Source organism: Pseudomonas sp. DW-iso3 (genome assembly GCF_058725305.1).
The window spans coordinates 546,486-571,276 of record NZ_JBZXDZ010000002.1; the positions used below are offsets into that span (position 1 = coordinate 546,486).

Below are 24,791 nucleotides of genomic sequence, written 5' to 3' on the forward strand. Positions count from 1 at the left end.
GATTTTCACAGCGCTCGTAGGGAAACACGGTTGGAGATCAACAGATTTGTCAGGATGTAGAGCGCTGCAGCGCTTGGCAGCAAGAAGCCCAGCGTGACAGCGTCTAACCACACCAGTGGTCGATCCCGCATCGGCGCCATCAAGTTCAACACGGGCAAAAGCAAGAACAGATTGCGCCAGACCAGCGTTCTACTCAGTGTCTGGTGATCACCGCCAAAATTGCAGCCACAGTCTTCAATCACTGCCCCTCGCGCGACACTTATCGCCAGTACGAGGGCGTAGAACCCGATAAGGATCGCTGCACCCATCGCAGCCCAAGGTATCCAGAAGCTCAGCAAGAGCCCCATGACGGCCGTGATTTCCAGCCATGGAAGCAAACGTCTCAGCAGCGGACGCAACCAAAGAGGCAGCGCCTTGCCCAAAGCGATGCCATAGTCATCCAGCACACGAGAAAAATTTTGCCCATCCTGCAACTTGTGCAGCGCTGCCGCTCCGAGCAACAAGCCCAAACCAAGTGCACTGGCGAGATGTACAAGTGGGTCCTGAAGAACAGTTGGAATCACCACGACATCACCTCGTTCATGGCGCCTGCGGGTATATCATCGACACTACGCAAGTGCTTGCCACTGTCGGCATCGTACAGATTGATACTCTGTCGCATGAGCGGTAGCAGCCCGGCTTCCCCTTTGGACGCATAGATTGAGCTTATGAACTCCGCTGGCATTGGTATCATGTAGTCGAGACTATAGAGGCGCGGTTGTTCGCCCTTACTAACGGCAATGGCGACGCTTAATTCGTTGAGCTTTATGCGAGAGACCCGCTGCTGGGTTTTAGTGTCATAGACCCAGACTTCCGTACCAGGCTTCTGGTAATTTTCCGGCTTGTCCTGGTGCATAAGTACGTACAGCCGACCGCTCTTCTCGTGCATCGCAGTGCCATGGTTACCGGCCACACCCCACCCGTCCGCGCGCTCCTGCTCGTTGACTAATGACCAGCGCTGCGACTGCTCTATTCCACTGGCGCTCATCTGGAGCCCGTACACAAAACTTTTTTGTGAGACGAAGTACCAGGTGTTGCCCTTGCGAGAACCTGTGGTCAGCAAAAGATCCTGCAGTGGATCGAATATTGGGGCACTGCGCTCCTGTCGCATCACCCGACCTCGATCGTCAAGTTCGAGATGCAAGAAGGCACCGTTTCCGCAAATGGAGTAGAAGTCCCTAGGCCCTGCGGAATACATAGCGGCGCAGCCAGGCGTCGCTACCTCTTGCACAAACCGATTGTTTTCAAGATCAATGACGCTGACCGATTGTGCTGGAGTGAAGTTGAACACCATAAGAAAACGATCGTCGTCCGACAACACACTCAGCCCTGTTGAAATCAGGGCACTCATGCGCTTGGCCGGAATTTTGATCTCGCCTTTTGGGCTCAAAGTCTTGGAGTCATATACCGTGACAACATCCGTGCGCTCACCGCGAACCCCTCGGCTGAAGTAGGTCTCAACAGCGTAAAGCTCGTCGCGCTTGCGAGATGGCACCAGGCTGTTGAACCACATTCCGGTGCTCAACTGCCCAAGATTGCGACCCGCATCATCAAATAGCAAGACGCGGCCACTCCCCATGCTTGGAGCGTTACTACCCCATGCCCAGAACCAATTCTGGCCGTGATGATCGCCGAGCACTTCGACTCGAACCTGCTCTGGCACGAACTCCGTCGCTGATGCCATTGGCGCGGGTAACGCTAGTGCTGGCAGAGCCACGTTGACCAATGACAGCCCGCACATCAAATATCGGAGTGAACGATTGAGCATAGAGTGTGATCCAGTGACTTGCGATTATTATTCATGTACCTGCAGCTTAATTTTATTAACGCCGACCGGCTTGACCCAACGTGACAAAACACTTGGCATCAGGTGTCACAAATAAATATCAAAGCTTGAATCGTGTTGCCCAAGCTCCTTCATCTGTTCAGCCACTTTCGCCTGCTCCTGCGGTGCTGAAATATCCAGTCAACTAATCTCTTCTGCCATTTGATCTACAGAGACAATGTTGGAGCTCAATTCATCAGTGACGGCACCCTGCAGTTCAACCGAAAGGGCAACCTGTGAAGCCAGATCGGAAATTTCTCCCGAAGCACCGATAATTCCTTGCTGGGCCTACTCGGCTGAATGGCATGCGCGACACTGCCATGCAAATGTATCAAGCTACGCTCGATAGCTACCACCGCGCGCTGGGTACCAGTACGAACGGCTCTACGCGACGGGTCATTTGATCGTGCGCGCGTAACCCAGAGCGCCCCCCCTAAAGGCACAAGGACAATGGTAAAAGAGTTAGCAAAAAGACATTAAGTAATAATAGTTTGGATCGTAGCGACAATTCACCGGAGCAGTTGTGTATGCACATAATACTTTGTAATGAAACCCGATGCGATGTATCAGGATCCTGCGCAACTCACATTCGAAAATATGCGCCAAGAACGAACACGGCTCCGAGGCGACTCGGTTGCCCGCGGAAAAATGAAAAAAGCGAAAGTCGCTTATAGGCACCGCACCCAGACGTATCAGGTGCAAGCATCAAACGACTTTCACCAAAGTTATTACTGCACCACACCTACAGAACCGAACAACAGCAGACGTCCGTCATCCATGGGTGCCAAGGCAGCCAGGTTGATACGATCTTCCCTGAGCGAGGTGGTGAAACGCTCCAGATTGGCATCTGATTCGGCGACCAGACCACCGTTACCAACCAGTGCCACACGACCATCAGCACGCTGGGCGACAGCCGTGATCGCCTCATGACTGCCGCTGTTCAATTCGCGCCAGGTGTCACCTATGTTGTCGCTGATCAACACTCGGCCACTCATTCCAACAAGAAGCACTCTGCCAGATCTTAGGCCGATCCCTCCCCACAACGACCCTCTTACACCGGTATCGAGCTTTTCCCACGTAGTGCCGTGATCCAAAGAGCGGAAGGCATGCCCCATCTCTGCAGCAATGAAAAGGCTCTTATCGGGTCCCGAAAAAATATGATTGAGATGATAGTCATCCCCTTCCTCGCCGACAATCAGGCGTGTCCAACTTTGGCCTCCGTCCTCGGTCTGTGCGGCATAACCGTAAGCGCCAACAACGATGCCGTGACGGCTATTTTCGAACCATACAGAAAGCAGCACTGGCTGCCCTTCCATGCGTTGCTGCAGGGTCCAAGTTTCGCCGCCATCCTCGGTTTTCAGTAACACGCCACCGTGGCCAACTGCCCAGCCCTGCTGAGCATCAGCGAAGCTCAGAGCGGTGAGCAGTCCATCCACCGGGACGCGCCTGGACTGTCGCCAGGTTTGACCGTCGTCGGACAGTATCACCACCCCGTGATCGCCAATAGCAACCAAGCGTTGGCCGGTATGGGTGACAGCGAGCAGCGGAGCGTTTTGTGCATGGGCTAGCGGCAGGGCTACTCCCCCGCCTTCAGCGCCGGCTCCCAGCAGAATCAGCGACAACAACATCGGACGCAGAGAACGAGTCGCGGACATCAGATGTACTCCTATCAATGTGCAACCAAGGGAGCACGAACGGGTCCCCGGCGGGGAATGAGAACATCCAGCATTACGGCGATTGCTGGCAAAAGGGTAATGGCCATGATCATGTTGACCATGAACATAAAGGTAAGCAGCAGCCCCATATCGGCTTGAAACTTCAGTGCAGAGAACGACCACGTGGCAACGCCCACGGATAAGGTGATTGCAGTAAACACAGTGGCCACTCCAACCTCACGCAGAGCCAATTGAAAGGCTTCAACGATGTTCAGGCCCTCGACAAGATGCATCTGGAGGCGGTTATAGATATAGAACGCATAGTCCACACCGATACCAACGGCGAGTACCATCACCGGCAAAGTCGCAACAGTGAGCCCTATATCCAGTTCCTTCATGAACCAGTAGCCAAGAAAGGTTGCAAGAGTGAGAGGAAGGCAACAGGCGATCATTGCTCGCCAGTCCCGATAGACCAGTAACACCAGCACCATAATTGTCAAATAGACATAGAGCATCATTGGCAACTCAGAGGTTTCCACCACCTCATTGGTGGCTGCCTGCACACCAGCATTACCGCTGGCCAAACGTACCGTCACGCCCTTGAGGGCATGCTCCAGTCGATAGCGCTCGACGGCCTGTACAACGCGCTTCAAGGTAGTGGCCTTGTGATCAGTTAGGTAAAGATTGATCGGCAACAAGGTACAGTCAGCGTTGTACAAACGCAGAGACTCAGGTACCTGACGCACGGCTTCAGCCAGCGACAGCTCGTCCAGCGGAAGAGCCGTCCACTTCGGATTGCCTTCGTTCACACCAGAAGCTGACAGTTTAGTCAACGCCGGTAAGGATTGAGCTGACAGTACACCTGGCACATTTCCCAAATGCCAAGTCAAACGATCAACATAACTCATTACATCGTGCCGGTAGCATCCACCTTCAGGGGCTTCCACTGCGACGGTGAACAAGTCCAGACCCAGTGAGAAGTGACGCACGACGCTCTCTACATCAAGGTTATAGTGTGAATCCGAATGGAGCTCGGGCGCCCCTGGCAGAACATGACCCACATGACGTCCTTGACTCTGCCACACCGCGAGCACCATTAATGCAAGACAAATGACACCCCCAATCGCAGCATTACGTGGTTCGGCGATTAGCCCAAGCCCAACCATGGCATTGTCACGCCATTGGCGAAGACGCTCTACCTTAGCTACGAAGGCAGTGTCGAAGCGAAAATAACTAGCCAGCACTGGCAGCATGATCAAATTGGTAATGATCTTATAGGCCACTCCTACCGATGCAGTGATGGCCAATTCTCGGATCATTGGAATCGGGACCAATACCAAGGTGGCGAAACCAACAAAAGCGGTAATCAATGCCAAGGTCCCGGGAATTAGAAGCCCCCCAAAACTCCGGCGCGCAGCAGTCATACCATCAGCACCGTTACATACCTCCCTTGAGATAAAGTTAATCTGCTGCACTCCGTGAGATACGCCAATAGCGAAAACCAGGAACGGCACTAGAATCGCAAGCGGATCAAGGCCGAAGCCAAGTAAGGTAATCGTGCCAAATTGCCAGACCACCGAAACCAAAGAGCAAAATAGCGGCAAGAACGTCAGTGCCCAGGAACGCGTATACCAATACACAGCCAGCGCGGTGAGTACGAAAGCCAATGCAAAAAAAACTATGACGCTTTTGGCGCCTGCCCCGATATCGCCCATTTGCTTGGCGAAACCAATGATTTGAACATCGTAGTCGGCGTCGGCATATTTACTGCGCAGATCATTTTCAAGACGCTGACTGAATTCCAAGTAGTTCAAACGCTTACCTGTCTGTGGGTCTGGATCTGCAAGCTCGGCCACGATCATCGCTCCGGAATGGTCGTTCGCTACCAGGCTGCCAACAAATCCACCGATAAGAGTACGTTCGCGAATACCAGCAATAGCCTTATCGTCGAGAGTACCAACGGTGACTTCACCGCCCACAACGTCTTCGGCTTTCATACCTTCCTCGGTAATCTGCACCGCACGCGTATTAGGTGTCCAAAGTGAGGTAACACTCCGCCTATCAACACCGGGCATGAAGAACACTGCCTGAGTCAGGTCATACAATCGGGTCAGCGCTTGCTGGTTCCAGATATCGCCGTGCTTGGCATGCAGCACCACGATTATGCGGTTGGCGCCGAAGAGTACGTCCCGATATTGGTTGAACGTCTTGATGAACGCATGCTGCTGAGGAAGCTGCTTGTCGAAACCTGCCGACATTTCCAAACGCGACGCGAACAGCCCCATCACCAGCGTAATAACCGCCAGTACTGCTAGCGTCGCCAATCGATGGCGAAAGAAGAAACGCTCGAGACCGAGCACCATAGAAGCCAACATGGTGAAAATACCTGAAGGAGTGAACAGCCTCCTCCAACGGAGGAGGCATAGGTTCAGAACGAATAGGAGATGTTACCGCTGAGAAAATCGCGATCAGCCATCAGATTGTTACCGCCACCGCCCCAGAACTGCACCCACTGCAGGCCACCTTTCCAACGATCTCGGTAGTTGAACAGCAAAGAACTGGTCAGCGACTTACGACCTTCTACAAAGGGCAATGAGTTCGGCGTCGTCCCATTAACGTCATGACTGAAATCAAGCTGCGGCGTCACAGTTATGCCGGTCCCAAAGAGATTCGGATAATTGATACCGATCTCCGTGATATAGCCCCAAGACGTTTTATCTGGCAGTGAGTAGTCCGGCAGAAAGTATGGAGTTTTGCCAGAGGTATCGAGATCCGGGTAGTGGGTAACCGCTGCCTCGACCAAGATAAAACCGTCAGATGCACCTAGGCTACGGGGAATGAAGCCGAGAGGATCATTGGCAGCGAAGGTGTAGATGGCGTTAACATCCATCTGCCATTTCTTTTCTTCGACGTAACCATTGTGTACGCCCGTGTCATATACGCTGTACTTGTTAAAGGATCCGGTGAACGCCCGGCCAAATGGTACCGTCGGATCAATTGCGACGCTATCGTTAGGTCGAAATGACACTTCTCCAGCTACGGCTACCGGACCCAACATGGTGGACATTGACAGTCCAAACAAGTCTTTATCTTCTCCATAATTTACGAAGAAGTTGTCTGTATGTAACGCATCCGGATCAGATAGAGCGGTGTAGCCAATGAACGGGAGTTTGTCATGATACCGCTCGTAAAAAACACCAAACTCAGCGCCGATATCCTCCGCTGTCCAGCGCAGCGCCACACCATATTGCCCCCCATTATCCGGCTTACGTTCACCGCCGTAAGGAACAGCAAGGCCGCTCGCGACCAACTGAGCATTATTCAGACCGCTGATCAGGGGTTCGCCACATCGACCGGTTGGCGTAATCGCATTACACGTCCCCGCGCCTGCGAAGTTATCAAGATAACTAGTTGAATAGTAAATAGGCTGACGACCTTCGCCTACTACGTCAGCACTCGAATAATAGGTTCCTACCGGATCAAGGTCATAAGCGTTCCACTTGAACTGGTAGTAGCCCTCAAGATTCAGGGTTTCTGTAAGGCCCACATTAAACGACGCCATCGGTGCCGGAATGAATACCTCTTTCAATTGGGTTCCGGGCGTGTGGTATTTGGGTAAACTGAGGGCATTAATTTGATTGATGCCACCGGTTATAAAGATTTCCTCTCCCCAACTGATCACCTGGTTACCAACTTTAACTTTTGTCGGCATATCACCCAGGTCAAAACTTTTGGCAACCCATAGATCGAGGAGATCGAGACGCTCAGTGGCATCGCGGTCGGCTTCGTCGTCCAGAGGGGTGCGTCGAGTGTTGTCCATCTTGAGGTCTTTGGCCCACGCAACTCGGCCCAGAGCACTCCAGCCATCGCCGAATTGTAGACTCAACTCATGAGTCCCCTTAAGCACTTCAGAAAAAACATCATGCTTATTGTAGTTGAGATTGCCGTCATCCGAATTGGTGTAGTTGATGTCGGCATTGGCGTAACCGTTGCCTTTAGTCAAGTTATAGTAATTACCAAGTCCAGTGCTGGTACCGTTATTACAACCACCACTATCTCCACCCAGGAGTTTACAGTCCGGGGAATCCATGCGAGTAGCAAATCCGTAGCTCAAGGAAGAGTCGAAGCTACCTGATATACCATCTTCAGAACCGAAACGGAACGCGTGGCTCGGTTGCGCCCACATTAGCGTCGAGACCGCCATCATCCCAATAGTCAGCGAACTGCAGGCATGCGGGAAACGCTGCGGCGCGATAGCACCGCTTTTTTTAATTTTGAACATTTGGGTGAACTCCGAGGAAATTAACGCTCACCGCGACGACGCAGTTCATTCGAGTTGAACATTTTGTCGCTTACGCGCCCTTCCATTCCGGCAGTCAAATCCATTACCTCGCCTTCCTGAGTGAAACCGTCCGCTATATAGCGCCGAGCAACAAGGTCGTAACTTAAATATTCGAAACTAGTGCAGGCCTGAATTCCTGGGTCTGCCCAAATACTGCCTTCCTGCACACGCCAGAGGTTGCCTTTTGTGTCATACATATCAACGTGCAGCAGTGTCCAGCTGTCCTCGTCGATAAAAAATACCCGCTTGGCGAAAGAGTGTCGCTTGTCCGCTTTAACCGTTGCTTCGACGACCCATACACGATGCGTCTCGTAGCGCTGCGCATCGCGCTTAAGGTAGTTCTGCCCAATCAGATCCTGATACTTGTTGGACTTATCCACCAACTTGTAGGAGTTATAAGGTACGATGATTTCTTTTTTTCCGAGCAACTTGAAGTCGTAACGGTCTAGCGCTCCGGTGAACATGTTAATCTGATCGACAAAGTACAGACCGTCACTACCTGCGATAGGGTTGTCATAAGCAAAGGATGGAGCACGCCGCACGCGACGCTGACCGGGAAAATAAATCCAAGCGTCCTGTGGCTTATCAAAATAGCTGTGGACGAGATACATCTCGCCCGCTCGGGATGACGGCGTCAGAATGTCGTAAAGCAGCTTAGCTTCGATGCCACCGGTATCAACTGGACCTTTGACCAAAGGGTCATTGTAGGGGTAATACTCATAGGCCCATTGTTTGGCTTCAGTTAATGTACCTGAATTGTCCCGCGCCAAAAAAGATATTTGAGCGCGACGCCCTTTTGCCATATAGCGAAGCTTGTAATTCCACATTACCTCAATACCATTCTGCGGTACGGGAAACGGCACAGCAGCGCCAACTGCCTGCTCCAACCGCCAACCGTCAGCACCGATCTTGCCTTGCCCGGCAAACTCCTTGGTACGCTGAGCCAATTCAGTTGGGATAGCACAAGTGCGTCGTGTCGGATACACATCCACACGATAACCCGGGTACATTTTGATCAGTTGCACCTGACCCGCTGGCAGTTTCGATTGATACTGGGCCACATTAGCCGCATCAATTGAATAGAGTGGTTTATCGCCAGCATATGGATCGCCATGACCTGGTGACCAGCCAGCGGGCGCCTTGGTAAGTCCCCCGTCCCACGCGGGAATCGTCCCATCAGCATTGCCTTCCCTCTGCGCACCAATAGGGGTAAGGTCGCTTCCAAGCTTGCTTGCGTCAATTGTGGAAGAGGCCTGCACGCAGCCTACGCCAAGCGCAGCGCACAGCGCGCCACCTAACAATGAGAATGTTAGCATTTTCATGAAGCTCTCCTGGTTCTTTTCTTTTAATTGGACAGAAGCAAGGCTCAGAAATACAGAAAACCACTCAAGCGCTTGCGACACGAAAATAAAGAGACCTTAGCTCTGCCGGGAAAAAGACAGAAAACGGAGGATCAATATAATCGGTACACGCACTTTTGATTTTTGTTATTGGTTAGCTAGTACGCCCTTAAAACCATCCGAGCTAAAAACTGCGGTTAAGGTTACTGCTCACCTAGCAAGCAAAGTATTCATTATTCGAGGCAGTCGCTTGCCATCCGACGACAGAATGCTTGACATCGAATGACAATCGACTCCTTGCGCAATGATGGTTCTGCGGCAATGACGCAGAAAGCAGTAATCGCGGGTAAAATGCGAACGCTTCCGGAGCGCCTACCCGACTTTCTGTGAAACTTATAAAAACAAGTGCAAATTTCGAAAGATGAACTCGCAGCCTGCCAGGTCGTGAGTAAACAATCGCAAGCAGGGGATTGGAAGCAAGTGAGCGCCCTCGCGTATGGCAATCGAAACGTCCGATCTCACCTCCGAAAGAGAAGGGAGGACTCCTCAACAAACTGAGCAATCCCCCCCTATTCTTACAACATACCCATTATTGACTTGGTCTCCAAAAATTCATCAAAACCAGCAATTCCCCACTCCCGCCCATTTCCAGATTTCTTATAGCCGCCGAAAGGCGCATTGATGTCGGTTGGGGCGCCGCAAAGATGAACCATACCCGTGCGCATAAGCTTCGCAACTTCTTTGGCGCGCAACAGATTAGATGAATAAACGTACCCGGAAAGACCGTATATCGAATCATTAGCTATAGCGACAGCCTCTTCTTCGCTGTCGTATCCGATGACGACTAGCACAGGGCCGAAAATTTCTTCTTGCGCAATCAACATTTTATTATCAACACGAGTGAATACAGTTGGAGCAATGTAGAATCCTTCGTTATTTTTCATTGGATTCCCAGTACCTCCTACTAATATCTTCGCCCCTTCGTTGATACCGACCTGTATTAAGTCCCTGACAAGATTGTATTGTCGCTCATTCGCCATTGGACCCATCATGGTCTCAGGGTCCATAGGATCACCGACTTTTATATCAGAACACACCTTTATGATAATCCGTTCAACTTCTTCAAATTTTTTTCGCGGAACAAGCATTCTAGAGGGCGCGGTGCAGGACTGACCTGAGTTTGACATCATATGTAGAACGCCATGCCGGACCGCCTGTTCTAAATCTGCATCAGACAGGATAATATTCGCAGATTTCCCACCCAACTCTAATGACATTCTCTTTATTGTTTCAGCACCCGCAACAGTCAAGCTACTCCCCGCCTGTGTGGAACCCGTCAATGACACCATGTCCACAAGCGGATGGGAGGCCAATTGCTGCCCCAGTTTACGGCCCTCTCCATTCACCATATTGAACACGCCAGCAGGAACACCTGCCTCCTCTAATATCTCAGCTAAGATCAATGCTGAGTAAGGTGCATTCTGACTTGGCTTAAGTATCATGGTGCACCCCACGGCCAACGCTGGGGCGACTTTGCATACAACCTGATTCATGGGCCAGTTCCAAGGCGTAATCAAAGAGCATACTCCAATAGGCTCTTTAGTAATGAGTGTTGTTCCTTGCTGGGTTTCAAACCTGAAACTTTTAAGCGTTTCCAGTGCAGCTTGAAAATGCCAAAGTCCAATCGAAGCTTGTAAAGGTCGAGATAAGTGATGTAAAGGCGCGCCCATTTCAAGCGTAATTGCTTTAGCTAAATCATCTAGACGTCTTTCGTAAATTGCACATATTCGTTCCAATAGCGCAACACGAAAGTCGACAGGGGTGATGGAGTATCGAGGAAAGGCATCGAAAGCGGCTTGTATAGCCAACTCAACGTCAGCCGATGAGCCAAACAAAACCGACCCTGATACGCTACCATTCGCTGGATTTATGACCTCATGACATGAGTAATCGCCTTGGGGACCCATCCAAGTGCCGCCGATAAAAAACTTATCAGAATTTTCAATCTGCATTAACATCTTCGCTCTCCGGCATGTGCCTACAAAACTGCGAAGCTACTGCAAGTACGACAGATGGGCTTGTCCGAGCGCGACTAAAACACAGGCATCAGGTGCCAACTGGATTCGACTTTGCCCTTGCCTGCTGCCTGTACTGCTGCGGAGTCAACTGCATCCAGCGCCGGAACGCACGGCTGAAGGAGCTTGCCTCGGTATACCCAAGCAATAGCGCAATGTCGGTTATGCTGTGGTTGGAACACGATACATAATTTTCTGCCAAAGACCGACGAACCGATTCAACAAGATGACTGAAATCCAAATCCTGATCGGCCAAACGACGTTGTAGCGTCCGAACCCCCAATTTCATTGAGGCGGCTATTTGATCTATGTTTGGGCATCCACTGCTCAAGTTATCAGCGACGTGGCGCAAAAGTCCATTCAGCAAATCATTAGGGCCCACTCTAACTGCATGCCTCTGTTCCAGCACCCCCTCCAACGCCTGAAACAAACGAATATCGGCAGTGCGCACAGGCATATCTAAAAGGGCGGCAGAATAGCATAAGCGATTTGTAGGTCGATTGAAAAAAACAGGACAATTAAATATTTCTTTATATACATCCAAGTCACCTGAGGCGCCATGCTCGAACTCTACGAATACTGGTGAAAGTTCATCACAACCTGTAACCTCCCGCATCAAGCTAAGTCCAGAGGCAATTGAGAATTCAGCATCCTGCTTGCGCTGAATGATGAGTGGATCAATAATCTGGTAACTAACACTAATCAACCGATCCGTTTTATCAACTTCAATTCTAACGCCTTGAATAAGGACATCAATGTAATGCCCCAAGCAATGAAGTACCAAATCCACAGTCGGCGCGCTCCGGACTGCATGCCCCCAGATACCCCAGCCATGACAGCTTGTTCGTATTCCGACCTTTAGCCCGATGGTTTGTGATACTTCCCTGCCCAGCACCTCCCATAAAGCAACGTATTCAGATAAGGGGATTTCATAACTGGGAGAACGCAAAATAATTTCACTGAGCCCAACCTCTGCCAAATAGGGGGAAAACAACTCAGCATGTTGCGCGAAGAACCTTTCCGCATATATGGTATGGAAATTGTCTAAAATCATACATACCTCACTTAAGTGTTCAAAAAATCGATTTACCCTGACATACTTAAGAAAACTAGATTTCGTTAAAGCCTCAAACTTCAGCCGACCCTGTTTGATAGCGGGGCGCGCTCACTGTACCGTCGCACAATGCTACGTTGAATATTTCGTACTGCGAGCAAGACGCGACATACCTGACATCAAAGTCAAAACGCGGGATCCTTAGGCATACTGCATGCCAATATGGTCGCAACGGATATCACTCATCCCAAATTTTTCAGAAATACTCCTAGAGCTGCACGCCTTAACGGATCTGTCCATTTGGGAGGCAATTTATAATCCTGCTGTACCGATCGGTCAATAGGGCTATTCTCCAATGCTCGCATCGATATCCTTCAACACGACTGCATGCGTATGATTGGTGCCTAACAAGCTGGAAATGGACTCATGGGAAAGAAAAACATTGCCGTCACTGTAGAACCGACTGAAATCGGCACCAAGGAACGGATACTGAGAATCGCTGCGGAGTTGTTTTCCACTCGGGGCTTTCACGCGACCGGTATGGCCGAGCTTGAAAAGGCCACGGGGCTTGGTCGAGGTGCGCTGTATTACCATATCGGCAGCAAGGAAGAGTTGCTGTTTGAGATCACCAGCCGCTACCTGCGGGTCTTGATCGCTGAAGGCATCCCACTGTGCGAAAGCGATCTGCCTGCCGAAGACAAATTTCGCCAGTTCTCCACCATCGTCATGCGTACGATCGTCATTCATCTAGCCGAGATGACGGTCTGTTTTCGTGAAGTGTATTCCGTCATTGGTGCACGCCAGACCGAACTACTCGACCTGCACCGTCAGTATGAAAAGCTCTGGTCGCAGATCCTCAAGGCAGGCGTCAGCGAGGGTACGTTCCATACTTCCGACTCATTGGCCGTCAAGGCGATCCTTGGCATTCACCACTACAGTTACCTGTGGATCAAACCAGGAGGCCCGCGCTCTCCCGAATCCATCGCAATGTTCTTTTGCGACACCATTCTGCCCGGACTCAAAACTGCGCAACGCCAAGCTTGACGGCTATCAGCGGTGCATCACATGCGCCGCTTCCCCGCTGCCCCCCCCTCACCCAAATCTGCTTTAACACTTTGTCGTCGCTAGCAAAGACTAGACCAGCCGTATTTTCCGATCTAAGCTCCCACCAGACTGACCGATCGGTCCATTGATCGGTATATCTGTGTCGGCAAAGCTCCAGAGGAAAAAAATGACAAAAAAATCCACTGCCTCCGCTGAGCAAGAAGCGTCTAAAACGCCACTGGCTCGTCGAGATTTTCTGATTAAAAGCGGCGCACTTGTTGGCACCGCCGCCTTTGGCCTGGTTGACAGCAAACTCGTCATGGCAGACACCACCAGCGCGACCGGCCTTGACCCGAACCTACCCCTTGAAGTCCCACAATGGACTCGCAGCCTGGGCACACCCACAGCAAGCCCTTATGGCAAACCTTCAACGTTCGAAACGAAGGCTATCAGGAGTCTGTACCCCGGCCTGAAAGACACGATGTCGGCCTACAGCACCTCGCCGCTTCAAGAGCTGGACGGCATCATTACGCCCAATGGTCTGTTTTATGAGCGCCACCACGCAGGCGTCCCGCAGATCAATCCTGCGGAACATCGCTTGATGATCCATGGCCTCACCGAAACAGCGCTTATATTCACCGTGGATGAGATTCGCCAGCTTCCCGCGGTATCGCGGGTGTATTTCATGGAGTGCTCGGGCAATCCGTCATTCCTCCCTCCGTGGGGTAAAACTGCGGCCGAAGTGAGCGGCCTTGTGAGTTGCGCTGAATGGACTGGAGTGACTCTGAGGACACTGCTGGATGAGGCCGGCCTGAAGCCCGAAGCCAAGTGGATAATCGCCGAAGGTGCCGACGGCGCAGCGATGACGCGAAGTATTCCGATCGAGAAGTGTCTGGACGATGTGATGGTCGTGTACAGCCAGAACGGCGAGCGACTGAGGCCAGAACAGGGATACCCCTTACGTCTTTTTGTTCCAGGCTACGAAGGCAATACTCACATCAAATGGTTGCGTCGATTACACGTCACCGACGCACCTGCCTACAGTCGAGAGGAAACCGCCAAGTACACCGATTTAATGGCCAACGGCAAAGCCCGGAAGTTTTCCTTTGTCATGGAATGCAAATCACTGATTACCTACCCCTCCGGCACCCAGAAGCTGACACGCAAGGGCGTCCATGAAATGCGTGGGATTGCGTGGAGCGGCCACGGCAAAATCACACGTGTCGACGTCTCCGTAGACGGCGGTAACAACTGGACTCAAGCAAGGTTACAGGAGCCCATTCTGACTAAGGCGCTAACCGCCTTTAGAGCAGCCTTCGAATGGAACGGCCAGGAACTGATGATTATGAGCCGTGCCATTGACGAGACCGGATACGTACAGCCGATGATGGAGCAGTTGATCGACGAGCGTGGCAAGGTCTCGTTCTATCACAACAACTCAGTGCAACCGTGGCGCGTATCCAGCAATGGGGAGGTGACCAATGGGCGGGCTTAAATGTGGATCGCTAGTCTTTGGCGTGCTGGGTGCATGCGTGTTCACTTATGCCGCGGCGGAACCCAAATACGGCTTGGGCACAAAAGCTACGGAGGCGCAGATCGCCGGTTGGAACATCGATGTAGCACCCGATGGCAAGGTATTGCCACCGGGGAGCGCCACAGTCGCGGACGGCGAAAAGGTTTACATGAGCAGCTGCGTCGGCTGCCATGGTATGAAACTCGAAGGCGGCGTAGGTCCAGCGTTAACTGGAGGTGAAGGGTCGCTGACTACTGAAAAGCCGCTGAAGACAGTCGGCAGCTACTGGCCCTATGCGACGACGCTCTTCGACTACATACGCAGGGCAATGCCGTTCCAGGCTCCTCAGTCGCTAACCAACGAGCAGGTCTATGCGGTGACCGGCTACGTCTTGCACATTAACAAACTGCTCGACGCCAATGCGACGGTCGACGCGTCGACATTAGCAAACCTGAAAATGCCGAATCGAGAGGGGTTTTTTGTCGATGATCGACCCGATAGCAAAGCAGTTGCCTGCATGTCCAACTGTTTGAAAGCCCCCTAAGAAAGGGTTCAGACAACGCCAAAGAATCATGTTGGTTCATTCAGAATTTTCACATTGGCACCCGATCGATTGTGCTGAGCGGCCACTGTGACGCAGCCATGAACGGAGCTAGCTTTGAAAATTTCGAGCTGAACCAGATCCAAGTCATTCTCCAATCGTGAACGATATAATCAGAATTAATCAATTTCCAGTGATCTGTAGCCACCGTAGCTTGAACGCATCCCCACCACTCAGGGCGGTACAATGACCAACGTTTCCAAGCTCACCACGCCATTTCGATCAACCCCGCCAACGGCGAGCAGGTCGGCCACTACCCTTTTGAATCGGACGCGGCGCTGCACACAGCACTGTCACGTGCCGCGGCCGGGTTTCGTGTCTGGCGCGGCACACCCGTAGCGCAGCGCGCGCAACGGCTGATCACCCTGGCCAACGTCTTGCGCAACAACGCAGAAGCGATGGCAACCATGATTACCCTGGAGATGGGGAAGCCGATCAGCCAGGCTCGTGGCGAAATCGAAAAGTGTGCGCAGCTCTGCGAGTGGTACGCCGAACACGGCCCTGCAATGTTGACAGCCGAGCCAACCATGGTTGAAGGCGGCAAGGCACGCATCGAATACCGCCCGATCGGCCCGATTCTCGCGGTGATGCCGTGGAACTTTCCGATCTGGCAAGTCCTGCGCGGCGCCGTTCCGGTCTTGCTCGCCGGCAACACTTACGTGCTCAAACACGCGCCGAACGTAATGGGCAGCGCTTATCTTTTGCAGGACGCCTTGAAGCAGGCGGAATTCCCCGAGGGGGTTTTCGAAGTCATCAACGTTACGCCGGACGGTGTTTCCATGGCGATCAAGGACTCACGCGTTGCAGCGGTGACCCTCACCGGCAGTGTGCGGGCCGGCACGGCCATCGGCGCTCAGGCCGGTGCAGCATTGAAAAAGTGCGTATTGGAGTTAGGCGGCTCCGACCCGTTTATCGTACTCAATGATGCCGACCTCGACGATGCGGTGAAAGCCGCCGTGACCGGTCGTTATCAAAACACTGGGCAAGTCTGCGCAGCGGCCAAGCGCCTGATTGTCGAGCAAGGCATTGCCGAGGAATTCACCCGCAAGTTTGTCGAAGCCACACGCAAGCTGGTGGTCGGTGATCCACTCGCCGCCACCACCTACATCGGCCCGATGGCTCGTTTTGATCTGCGTGATGAACTGGATCAACAAGTGCGCGATACGCTGGAAGAAGGGGCGACGTTATTGCTGGGCGGCAAGAAAGCTGAAGGCCCCGGAAATTTCTACGAGCCAACGGTTTTAACCCATGTCACCAAACAGATGACCTCGTTCAAGCAGGAGCTGTTTGGCCCAGTCGCGTCGATAATCACCGCACGCGACGCTGCGCACGCGCTGGAACTGGCAAATGACAGTGAGTTCGGACTCACTGCAACAATCTATACAGGCGATGTGGAACGGGCCCAACAAATGGCGGGGGAGCTTGAAACAGGTGGTGTATTCATCAATGGTTACTGCGCTTCCGACCCCCGTGTCACCTTTGGTGGCGTGAAGAAGAGCGGTTTTGGTCGCGAGCTTTCGCACTTTGGGGTACGAGAATTTTGTAACGCACAGACGGTATGGCTCGATCGTCATTATTAACTCGGACAAACTTCGGGGGCCTCGCGGTCCAGGCGAGGCGCTCTCCCCTGTTACTACCTCACTCAATTAAAAAAATTCCGGGACACCTTAGAGAAGGTCAATAACCATCATGAAAGACGCCACAATCGCACTGCACCACGGCTTCAAGTCGGATCCGACCACCAAGGCCGTCGCCGTACCGATCTATCAAAACGTCGCTTTCGAATTCGATAACGCCCAGCACGGCGCCGACCTTTTCAATCTGGAAGTGCCCGGCAATATCTACACGCGAATCATGAACCCCACCAACGACGTGCTGGAGCAGCGCATAGCCGCCCTCGAAGGCGGTATCGCGGCGCTGGCCGTCTCGGCCGGCAGTGCCGCGATCCACTATGCGATCCAGACCCTGACCCGCGCCGGTGACAATATCGTCACCACCCCGCAACTTTACGGCGGCACCTACACTCTGTTTGCCCACCTGTTGCCGAGTTTTGGCGTCGATGTACGCTTCGCTCGCAACGACTCTGCCGAGGCCATCGCCGAACTGATCGATGACAACACCAAGCTGGTGTACTGCGAAAGCATCGGCAATCCAGCGGGAAATATCATCGACCTCGAAGCCCTGGCCGCAGTCGCTCACGCCCGTGGGGTGCCGTTGATGGTCGACAACACCGTGGCCACGCCGATTTTGTGCAAGCCGATCCAGTTCGGTGCCGACATTGTCGTGCACTCGGTGACCAAGTATGTCGGCGGACACGGCAATTCCCTGGGCGGTGTGATCGTCGACAGTGGCACATTCCCCTGGACCCAATACCCGGAAAAATTTCCCGGCCTCAACCAGCCCGAGCCGGCCTATCACGGCGTGGTCTACACAGAGAAATTCGGCCCGGCTGCCTTTATCGCCCGCGCTCGCACTGTGCCACTGCGCAACACCGGCGCGGCGCTGGCACCTATGAACGCGTTCCTGTTGCTTCAAGGGCTGGAAACCCTGGCTTTGCGCATGGAGCGCCACACTGAAAATGCCCTGAAGGTAGCGCAGTTCCTGCAAGGGCATGCTGAGGTGGAATGGGTCAGCTACGCGGGCCTGCCCGATCATCCACATCACGCACTGGCGCAGAAATACATGCAGGGCAAGCCATCGGCGATCCTGTCGTTTGGTTTGAAGGGCGGCTACGAAGCAGGCGTGCGTTTCTACGATGCGCTGCAAATCTTCAAGCGTCTCGTGAACATCGGTGACGCCAAGTCTCTGGCCTGCCACCCAGCCTCTACCACCCATCGCCAGATGAACGAGCAGGAACAAGCCAAGGCCGGCGTGAAGCCAGAGATGATTCGTTTGTCGGTCGGCATAGAGGCGATTGAAGACCTGATAGACGACTTGCAGCAAGCGCTCGGTTCAACTCAACGCTGAAGCCAGGTCGTTAGCGCGATGTTGCTCAAGTAACGGGGCAGGCATTCGCTAACCTGGGCTGTCATTAGCCACGTTAGGAATGCCTGTCACAACTGTCACGACGTTGCAGCACTTAGCGTTGTTGCTTGCTGCCCAGGACCAACGCGACGCCGCCGAGGACAGCCAAGGAGGCTACGACCAGCCGTAGGGTGAGGCTTTCACTGAGGAAAATGATGCCCGCAAGCGAGGCCAGGATGGGCACACTCAATTGCACGGTAGCCGCTTGAAACGATGCCAGATCGCGCACTGCGCTGTACCAAATCGCGTACCCGACGCCCGAAGCCAGCGCTCCGGAAAACACCGCATAGAGCAGGCCCAGCGGATCCCAACGCAGCCCTGGTAAAAACGCCAGGCTGGCAAGAAGAACCAGAGGAATCGACCGAATGAAGTTGCCTGCCGTGGTCGCCAAAGGGTCAGATACGCCTTTGCCAAGCAACGAGTAGCTCCCCCATGCAAGCCCCGATACCAGCATTATGATCGCGCTCAAAGGGTCGGGAGCCGTCGCCCCAGGGAGCAGTAAACTGATCAAGCCACCCAGCGCCGACAATAGACCGACAATCGCCGGTAGCCGCATCCGCTCGCCCTTGAAAACGCCATAGAGAACCATGGTCAGTTGCACAGCACCGAACAGCAGCAATGCGCCCGTTCCCGTTTCGAGGTGAAGGTAAGCAAAGGAAAAAGCGAACACATAAATAAACAGCGCTGCGGCGCCCAACCAACTTCCCTTGACCGGCGTTGAAGGCCGTTTGAGGGCGCAAATCAGCCACAACACCAAAGCACCACTCACCAGTCGAACGACGCTGAAGCTCGCTGCATCAATGCCAGTGTGTTTCAGCGCTAGGCGACACAGCAACGAGTTGGCGGCGAACGCGACCATGGCAAAACAGGTCAGCCCTATCAGCCTCGCGGACACGGATGAGGTAGCGGTCTGCGTGAGGTGATTGCTCATTATTCTTGTTGGCTCCAATGCCCGTGTGGGCTTTTAGATGTTCCCTACGACGATGCATGACCGCGCGCGGTTTGAATTCCTCGCAAATTTATAACGGCTCTGTACCGACCAGTCAATAGGAAATGATTCTAGGCAGAGTGGTGTGCCGATAAATGCTTTGAATGACGTGCGCCAGGACATTCTTTCACTAGCGATGAAAACTGCTGGCTTCGTAGCTGATGTCTGCGATAGCGGCCAACAAATTAGCGTTGGGGTGTCGGTCATACACCGCAGTAAAGGGCATCTCATAACATTCGGGGTCTGTTTTCAAAATCTTCAGTTCGCCGCTCTTGATGTAACTGGCACAGGATGAGATTGGCAGCAAGCTGATGCCCAGTCCGCCACGGGCGAGTGAAATGATTGCGCCTAGAGAATTACAAGTCGCCGCTCGCTGCTTACGGCCGATGGACACGCTCAAAAGATCATCGATCAAGTTGTTAGTGTAGGACTCCGTGCCCTGATACAAAATTGGCCACCTGCGCAGTTCCTCCACAGGCATCATTTCGTTGCAGGGAATAAGAGAGTCACTGGCCATCCAGGCAAATGAAACCGTTCCAAGTTCACGTGCAATCAGGCCAGGTTCCGGAGAGAGACCTGCCACAACGGCCAAGTCCAGGTTACCACTCCGGATGCCCTCTGAAAGAAAGGGGTTCAGTCCAACCTCATATTCCACTTGAAGGCCAGAATAACGGGCTCTGATAAGGGCCGCAAACTTCGGCAACCAGGTCATGGCGACCAGCTCTGCAACGCCAATTCGAATGATTCCGGTGAGTGAACTCTTCGAACCCACTGTGTGTTTTATTTGCTCGGACAACGTCTCCATCTGTTGAGCATAGACAACAAGCTCTCTCCCTTTGAACGTCAGTTGCACGTGACGTTGCGATCGATCAAATAGTTCGACGCCAAGGTCCTGTTCAAGCTCAATGATGCGAGCCGAAATCGTAGACTGTGTGACACACAGGCGATCTGCCGCCGCAGAAAAACTTCCAAGTTCGGCGATTACCAAAAATGTCTCGAGTTGTCGGAAATTCATATTTTTTTATTCTCTTCAATGATTAAGCTGCACTTGGAAGTGATTAACCCTAAGCGCCGGCGACCACTTCTTGGCCACCTTGTAATCGATCTCGAATGTGGCAATTCGTCGGGTCATCACACGCCATCAGGCCGGTCCAGTCAAGCAGGACACACCTCGCGTGCAACCCTCACCAGAGCGCTGCCAAGGAAACGCGTATCGGGCAGGACAGTATCATCCAGTCGGGAACGTGGCGCCCCGAACTCTGACTGCCAGCGAGCGTGAGATGTGCTCCACAGCCCAGCGCTGTCTCACGGTCACACCTCCCCATCGAAATTATCGATTAACCCCGACAAAGTTTTTTCGTTTGAATTTCAATCGCACTTGGCAAATTATCGGCCTCGAAATGTCTAGGAGGTGACAGACGTCACAAACGACTGAAAGAGGTTTTGCACATCTCATTCATGGACATCAACCAGCCCGAAATGATGGCCTGATATACCTGAAGTCTGCCCCCGCAGTCTCAAGTCATGACGAAGCGCAGCAGCGCATGTTGTATCGAAGCACATGAATAACCCGACACGTCAGAGCTGCATAACAACTGGATCTCCAACTTTCAGGACAGGACGTGTCGCTTCACTGCCGAGCAATGCTCCAATAATACATAGGTGATAGATGTGTTGAGCACTACGAGCGAACTATCGACAGACAAACTGGATACCCGTACTTGGGGCTGCCCGCCTTCACCTCGGTACGCTTCACTTGTTGAGAAGATCAGACCTGTTTTGGCCGACATCAAGAAGGGGGCGGCCGAGCGAGATGCCAATCGAATTTTACCTGGCCCACAAATTAATGAACTTAAAGCGCTAGGTTTTGGCGCGACCCGAGTACCTGTCGACTACGGCGGCTCGGCGGTCACCCTCCCTGAATTCTTCGCGATGATTATCGAGCTGGGTGAAGCTGACTCGAATATCGCACAAGCATTGCGAGGCCACTTTGCCTTCGTGGAGGACTTGATGAGTTTCGGCGCAACGCCCTTCGCGGATCGCTGGTTGACCATTGCTGGACGTAATGAAACAGCGTCTAACGCCATGGCGGAAATCGGCCCGGGGGCGATGCAGAAATCGTTGCTGACGAAGTTGATTGAACAAGACGGGAATTTTTTCGTCACGGGATCAAAATATTATTCAACGGGGGCGATGTACGCCGACTGGATTGAAGTCAACGCGGCCGACGCTACCGACGATGCAGTGTTGGCAATGATCAACAGGCACGCAGAGGGCGTGGAGATCATCGACGACTGGGATGGCTTTGGACAAAAGCTCACTGCCAGTGGCACCGCGCATTTCCGCAATGTGATAGTGGCGGAGAATGATCTGCGCAAGCACTCAACACGGTTTGGGCATTCGCTACCGTACTTTCAACTGTACCACCTCGCTACATTGGCGGGCATTGCGCGTGGCATTGCCAATGATACTGCCGAATTTGTGGCGAAAAGAACGCGCGTTTACTCACACGGCGCCGCCAGCAAATCCTCACACGACCCACAACTTTTGCAAGTAGTCGGTGCCGTACGAGGCATGGCTTACTCAGCAGGTGCGCTGGTGATGCGACTTGCTGAAAGCATGGAGAACGTCGTCAATTTATTGAGAGACGGCGACAAGGACGCTTATGACCGAGCATGTCCGCTCCTCGAAATCGAGACGTCTCAGATCCAGTCCGTTGTTATCGATCTGGTCTTAAACGCAGCCACTCAGGCATTTGATGCAATGAGTGCTTCCAGCACCAAACAGGGGCTGGGACTTGACCGCTATTGGAGAAATGCGCGCACCATCGCCTCGCACAATCCGCATATCTATAAACAGCGAATAGTTGGGGAGTTTGCCGTCAATGGTACGCTGCCGCCCGCTCGCTGGACGGTTGGAGCTGTATAGGAGCTGTATAAGAGACTGACCTCATCCTACAGCGCTCGTAAAGAGCGCTGTCTATCATGTTGCGCGCTTATAACAATAAGAACGCTCCTTCAATATAACAACTATAAAAATTCGATATCTTTACGAAAGTAAAGGGAGGATGACAATGAGCGATACAGTAGCGAATGCCCGGCTGATTGATGCTGAGGAATCTCCCCTGTCTGACGGCTGTTCCCTGACGATGGCCCAGCGCCGACAATCACTGAAAGCAGCGGCGGCAGGGAACGTCCTAGAGTGGTATGACTGGACAATCTACAGCACGCTATCTATTTACCTGGCGGCAAACTTTTTCGAAAAAGCTGACCCTACTTCCGCCTTGCTGTCCACCTTGGCCATCTTTGCCGGCGGCTTCGTCGCAAGACCTTTGGGCGGTTGGTTTTTCGGACGTATTGCTGATCGTCGAGGAAGAAAATTTACCCTGGTCGTTACGATGACGTTGCTTGCATTAGCAAGCTTAGGCATCGCCCTCCTCCCCACCTATGAGACCGCTGGAGCATTTGCTTCCTTTGCCCTGCTCGTGATGCGGATCCTTCAGGGATTTGCTCATGGCGGTGAGTCAGGGGTTTCCTACGTGTATGTGGCGGAAATTGCGCCCAGGGATAGACGAGGTCTCTGGACTAGCTCGGTCTACGTGAGTGTCATTCTGGGCATTATGATTGCCACGGCCGTTGCTGCGGGCTTGACGTCGATTTTTACAGCCGACGTGATGAATGAATGGGGCTGGAGAATCGGCTTCGGTGCAGGTTCGGTGCTCGGTCTATATGTAATGTATCTGCGTAAAAGTGCCCATGAAACGGAGGTCTTCAATGCGGCTGATGCGGGGAAGCTTCCGCCAGCGAGCGACGCCCCCGGCAAACCCGTAAGCATCGGTCGCATCATCATGACAGTGATGGTGATCAACGCGGCGATGAACGTCTGGTATTACACGTGGGTCGCCTTTGCTCCAGCAATGGCCATTACACAGCATGGCATGAATCCAAACAGCGCCTTTCTGTCGAGCCTTGGTGCGCAAGCTTGCATGATTGCATTTTTGCCAGTTTTCGGATGGGTTTCGGACAAGCTGGGGCGGCGGATCAATTCAATGACATTCGCTGCGCTGGTCGTTCTGTGCGGCCTTCCAATCCAGGCGCTTCTGTCAAGCGAGCCGTCATCGCTATTCATTGCACAAAGCCTGGGTCTTTTTATCTATGCCATCGGCGTAGGGCATTACCCGGCTTTGATGGCCGAACTGGTGCCTGCTCGAATGAGGGGCATGGGCGTCAGCGTAATGACATCGTTGGCCGCTGGTCTTTTCGGCGGAACAGCACCCTACCTTAATTCCTGGTTTCATTCGATTGGCGAAGCCTGGGTGTTTTCCGCTTACGTAATGGCCCTCAACGTCATCATGTTCGTGGTCGTATTTTTCATGCGAGAGACCAAGGGCATTGACCTCAGGCGCTAATGGTCAATGGGCGTACCTCCACAGTGCGCCCTCTGCCCTATCCACATTCTGTAATGGCAGTGACCCGTTCACTGGAGTCAAACAAAACCAAACTTGATTAAAAAGAGGCTTGATAGCTATGAAATTGGATAGCGTCGCCAGTGCGATTCACGCAATCAGCCAAGGTGAGATGGTCATTGTGGTCGATGACGAAGACCGAGAGAACGAAGGCGACCTTGTCGTCGCCGCCGATCTGGTCACTCCCGAGACTATCGCTTTCATGATGCGTCTCGGGCGAGGGCTGATATGTGTGTCCATTCAGCCTGAACTGGCTATTCAATTGAATCTGCCGCTGATGGTGTCCGAGAACTCGGAAAGCTTTGCCACAGCATTCACCATTTCAATTGACGGCGTAAATGATGTGACGACGGGGATCTCGGCAAGCGACCGCTCAAACACGATCAGACAAATGCTGGTCCCCTCTGCGAGGCCGCAAGACTTTCGCAGACCCGGCCACGTCTTCCCGTTGATTGCCCATCCGCAAGGTGTCCTTGGTCGTAATGGACATACTGAAGCCTCAGTTGAACTGGCAAGACTTGCAGGTTTGACGCCCAGCGGCGTTATTTGTGAAATCGCCAACGATGATGGAAGTATGTCCAGATTACCGGAACTTATGAACTTCGCGAAAAAGCATGCTCTACGAATAGTGAGCATACGCGATCTTATCGAATACGTGAGTTACGAAGAAATGCCTTATGCGGGCATTTCTAAAATGCGCATAGCAGTTTAGAGCACTCTAACAAGCGCTCATTCGTTACTCGCAAGTAGCAAACATACAGACTGCAACTGATCCCCCCGTAGCAAACGATAGAAATACCGCGATGCGCTTTAGACAAACGTGCTT

General features: G+C 52.8%; 17 protein-coding genes and 1 pseudogene. 8 read left to right on the forward strand and 10 right to left on the reverse strand.

Annotated elements, in window-relative coordinates:
• Window positions 1-5: 5 nt before the first annotated feature.
• The 8 genes from AC4PS7_RS08275 to AC4PS7_RS08310 form a co-directional block, all read right to left on the reverse strand.
• On the reverse strand, window positions 6-566 hold the full coding sequence (locus AC4PS7_RS08275; RefSeq protein WP_159389993.1) for a MauE/DoxX family redox-associated membrane protein: 561 nt from the start codon (window positions 564-566) through the stop codon (window positions 6-8).
• A complete protein-coding gene (locus tag AC4PS7_RS08280) occupies window positions 560-1,807 on the reverse strand; it encodes an amine dehydrogenase large subunit (RefSeq protein ID WP_159389994.1) in 1,248 nt (415 codons plus the stop codon). The genes AC4PS7_RS08275 and AC4PS7_RS08280 overlap by 7 nt, the downstream gene beginning before the upstream one ends.
• A 785-nt stretch (window positions 1,808-2,592) precedes the next feature.
• On the reverse strand, window positions 2,593-3,519 hold the full coding sequence (locus tag AC4PS7_RS08285; protein ID WP_159389995.1) for a WD40/YVTN/BNR-like repeat-containing protein: 927 nt from the start codon (window positions 3,517-3,519) through the stop codon (window positions 2,593-2,595).
• 14 nt (window positions 3,520-3,533) lie between these two features.
• Window positions 3,534-5,894 carry an efflux RND transporter permease subunit gene (locus AC4PS7_RS08290; RefSeq protein ID WP_159389996.1) on the reverse strand — a complete coding sequence of 787 codons (2,361 nt, stop codon included), beginning with the start codon at window positions 5,892-5,894 and terminating at the stop codon, window positions 3,534-3,536.
• 53 nt (window positions 5,895-5,947) lie between these two features.
• Window positions 5,948-7,801, reverse strand: coding sequence for a DUF1302 domain-containing protein (locus tag AC4PS7_RS08295; RefSeq protein ID WP_159389997.1), 1,854 nt, complete (start codon window positions 7,799-7,801; stop codon window positions 5,948-5,950).
• A 20-nt stretch (window positions 7,802-7,821) separates the two neighbouring features.
• Entirely contained in the window at window positions 7,822-9,264 is a 1,443-nt protein-coding gene (locus AC4PS7_RS08300; protein ID WP_492179271.1) for a DUF1329 domain-containing protein, read from the reverse strand.
• Window positions 9,265-9,776: 512 nt separating this feature from the next.
• A complete protein-coding gene (locus AC4PS7_RS08305; RefSeq protein ID WP_492179272.1) occupies window positions 9,777-11,219 on the reverse strand; it encodes an aldehyde dehydrogenase family protein in 1,443 nt (480 codons plus the stop codon).
• Between the two features lie 88 nt (window positions 11,220-11,307).
• On the reverse strand, window positions 11,308-12,330 hold the full coding sequence (locus AC4PS7_RS08310) for an AraC family transcriptional regulator (protein WP_159389999.1): 1,023 nt from the start codon (window positions 12,328-12,330) through the stop codon (window positions 11,308-11,310).
• A 426-nt stretch (window positions 12,331-12,756) separates the two neighbouring features.
• Between AC4PS7_RS08310 and AC4PS7_RS08315 the strand changes: the two genes are divergently transcribed.
• The 5 genes and pseudogenes from AC4PS7_RS08315 (at window position 12,757) to AC4PS7_RS08335 (ending at window position 18,455) form a co-directional block, all read left to right on the forward strand.
• Window positions 12,757-13,374: a TetR/AcrR family transcriptional regulator gene (locus AC4PS7_RS08315; protein WP_159390000.1), complete on the forward strand. Its 618-nt coding sequence runs from the start codon at window positions 12,757-12,759 to the stop codon at window positions 13,372-13,374.
• Window positions 13,375-13,561: 187 nt separating this feature from the next.
• Window positions 13,562-14,869 carry a sulfite dehydrogenase gene (gene soxC / locus AC4PS7_RS08320; protein ID WP_159390001.1) on the forward strand — a complete coding sequence of 436 codons (1,308 nt, stop codon included), beginning with the start codon at window positions 13,562-13,564 and terminating at the stop codon, window positions 14,867-14,869.
• 37 nt (window positions 14,870-14,906) lie between these two features.
• Window positions 14,907-15,431 carry a c-type cytochrome gene (locus AC4PS7_RS08325; protein WP_492179273.1) on the forward strand — a complete coding sequence of 175 codons (525 nt, stop codon included), beginning with the start codon at window positions 14,907-14,909 and terminating at the stop codon, window positions 15,429-15,431.
• 243 nt (window positions 15,432-15,674) lie between these two features.
• Window positions 15,675-17,068, forward strand: a pseudogene (locus tag AC4PS7_RS08330) (aldehyde dehydrogenase family protein).
• A 109-nt stretch (window positions 17,069-17,177) separates the two neighbouring features.
• The gene (locus AC4PS7_RS08335; RefSeq protein WP_159390004.1) at window positions 17,178-18,455 is read left to right on the forward strand and encodes an O-acetylhomoserine aminocarboxypropyltransferase/cysteine synthase family protein; all 1,278 of its coding nucleotides are present in this window, start codon (window positions 17,178-17,180) and stop codon (window positions 18,453-18,455) included.
• Window positions 18,456-18,567: 112 nt separating this feature from the next.
• On the opposite strand, the gene AC4PS7_RS08340 is transcribed toward AC4PS7_RS08335, so the two are convergent.
• Complete coding sequence (locus AC4PS7_RS08340; RefSeq protein ID WP_159390403.1) at window positions 18,568-19,407, reverse strand: DMT family transporter; 840 nt, start codon at window positions 19,405-19,407, stop codon at window positions 18,568-18,570.
• Window positions 19,408-19,630: 223 nt separating this feature from the next.
• Window positions 19,631-20,515 carry a LysR family transcriptional regulator gene (locus AC4PS7_RS08345; RefSeq protein WP_159390005.1) on the reverse strand — a complete coding sequence of 295 codons (885 nt, stop codon included), beginning with the start codon at window positions 20,513-20,515 and terminating at the stop codon, window positions 19,631-19,633.
• 764 nt (window positions 20,516-21,279) lie between these two features.
• On the opposite strand from AC4PS7_RS08345, the gene AC4PS7_RS08350 reads away from it, so the two are divergent.
• The 3 genes from AC4PS7_RS08350 (at window position 21,280) to ribB (ending at window position 24,677) form a co-directional block, all read left to right on the forward strand.
• Window positions 21,280-22,428 carry an acyl-CoA dehydrogenase family protein gene (locus tag AC4PS7_RS08350; RefSeq protein ID WP_492179274.1) on the forward strand — a complete coding sequence of 383 codons (1,149 nt, stop codon included), beginning with the start codon at window positions 21,280-21,282 and terminating at the stop codon, window positions 22,426-22,428.
• 145 nt (window positions 22,429-22,573) lie between these two features.
• The gene (locus AC4PS7_RS08355; RefSeq protein WP_159390007.1) at window positions 22,574-23,908 is read left to right on the forward strand and encodes an MFS transporter; all 1,335 of its coding nucleotides are present in this window, start codon (window positions 22,574-22,576) and stop codon (window positions 23,906-23,908) included.
• Between the two features lie 118 nt (window positions 23,909-24,026).
• Window positions 24,027-24,677, forward strand: coding sequence for a 3,4-dihydroxy-2-butanone-4-phosphate synthase (ribB, locus tag AC4PS7_RS08360; protein ID WP_159390008.1), 651 nt, complete (start codon window positions 24,027-24,029; stop codon window positions 24,675-24,677).
• Window positions 24,678-24,791 lie beyond the last annotated feature (114 nt).

Bases quoted from the DNA above. Each gene is read 5' to 3' on its own strand.
- ribB (WP_159390008.1), top strand. From the start codon at position 24,027: ATGAAATTGGATAGCGTCGCCAGTGCGATTCACGCAATCAGCCAAGGT.
- AC4PS7_RS08335 (WP_159390004.1), top strand. From the start codon at position 17,178: ATGAAAGACGCCACAATCGCACTGCACCACGGCTTCAAGTCGGATCCG.
- AC4PS7_RS08290 (WP_159389996.1), bottom strand. From the start codon at position 5,894: ATGTTGGCTTCTATGGTGCTCGGTCTCGAGCGTTTCTTCTTTCGCCAT.
- AC4PS7_RS08315 (WP_159390000.1), top strand. From the start codon at position 12,757: ATGGGAAAGAAAAACATTGCCGTCACTGTAGAACCGACTGAAATCGGC.
- AC4PS7_RS08295 (WP_159389997.1), bottom strand. From the start codon at position 7,801: ATGTTCAAAATTAAAAAAAGCGGTGCTATCGCGCCGCAGCGTTTCCCG.
- AC4PS7_RS08355 (WP_159390007.1), top strand. From the start codon at position 22,574: ATGAGCGATACAGTAGCGAATGCCCGGCTGATTGATGCTGAGGAATCT.
- AC4PS7_RS08280 (WP_159389994.1), bottom strand. From the start codon at position 1,807: ATGCTCAATCGTTCACTCCGATATTTGATGTGCGGGCTGTCATTGGTC.
- AC4PS7_RS08310 (WP_159389999.1), bottom strand. From the start codon at position 12,330: ATGATTTTAGACAATTTCCATACCATATATGCGGAAAGGTTCTTCGCG.
- soxC (WP_159390001.1), top strand. From the start codon at position 13,562: ATGACAAAAAAATCCACTGCCTCCGCTGAGCAAGAAGCGTCTAAAACG.
- AC4PS7_RS08305 (WP_492179272.1), bottom strand. From the start codon at position 11,219: ATGTTAATGCAGATTGAAAATTCTGATAAGTTTTTTATCGGCGGCACT.
- AC4PS7_RS08345 (WP_159390005.1), bottom strand. From the start codon at position 20,515: ATGAATTTCCGACAACTCGAGACATTTTTGGTAATCGCCGAACTTGGA.
- AC4PS7_RS08285 (WP_159389995.1), bottom strand. From the start codon at position 3,519: ATGTCCGCGACTCGTTCTCTGCGTCCGATGTTGTTGTCGCTGATTCTG.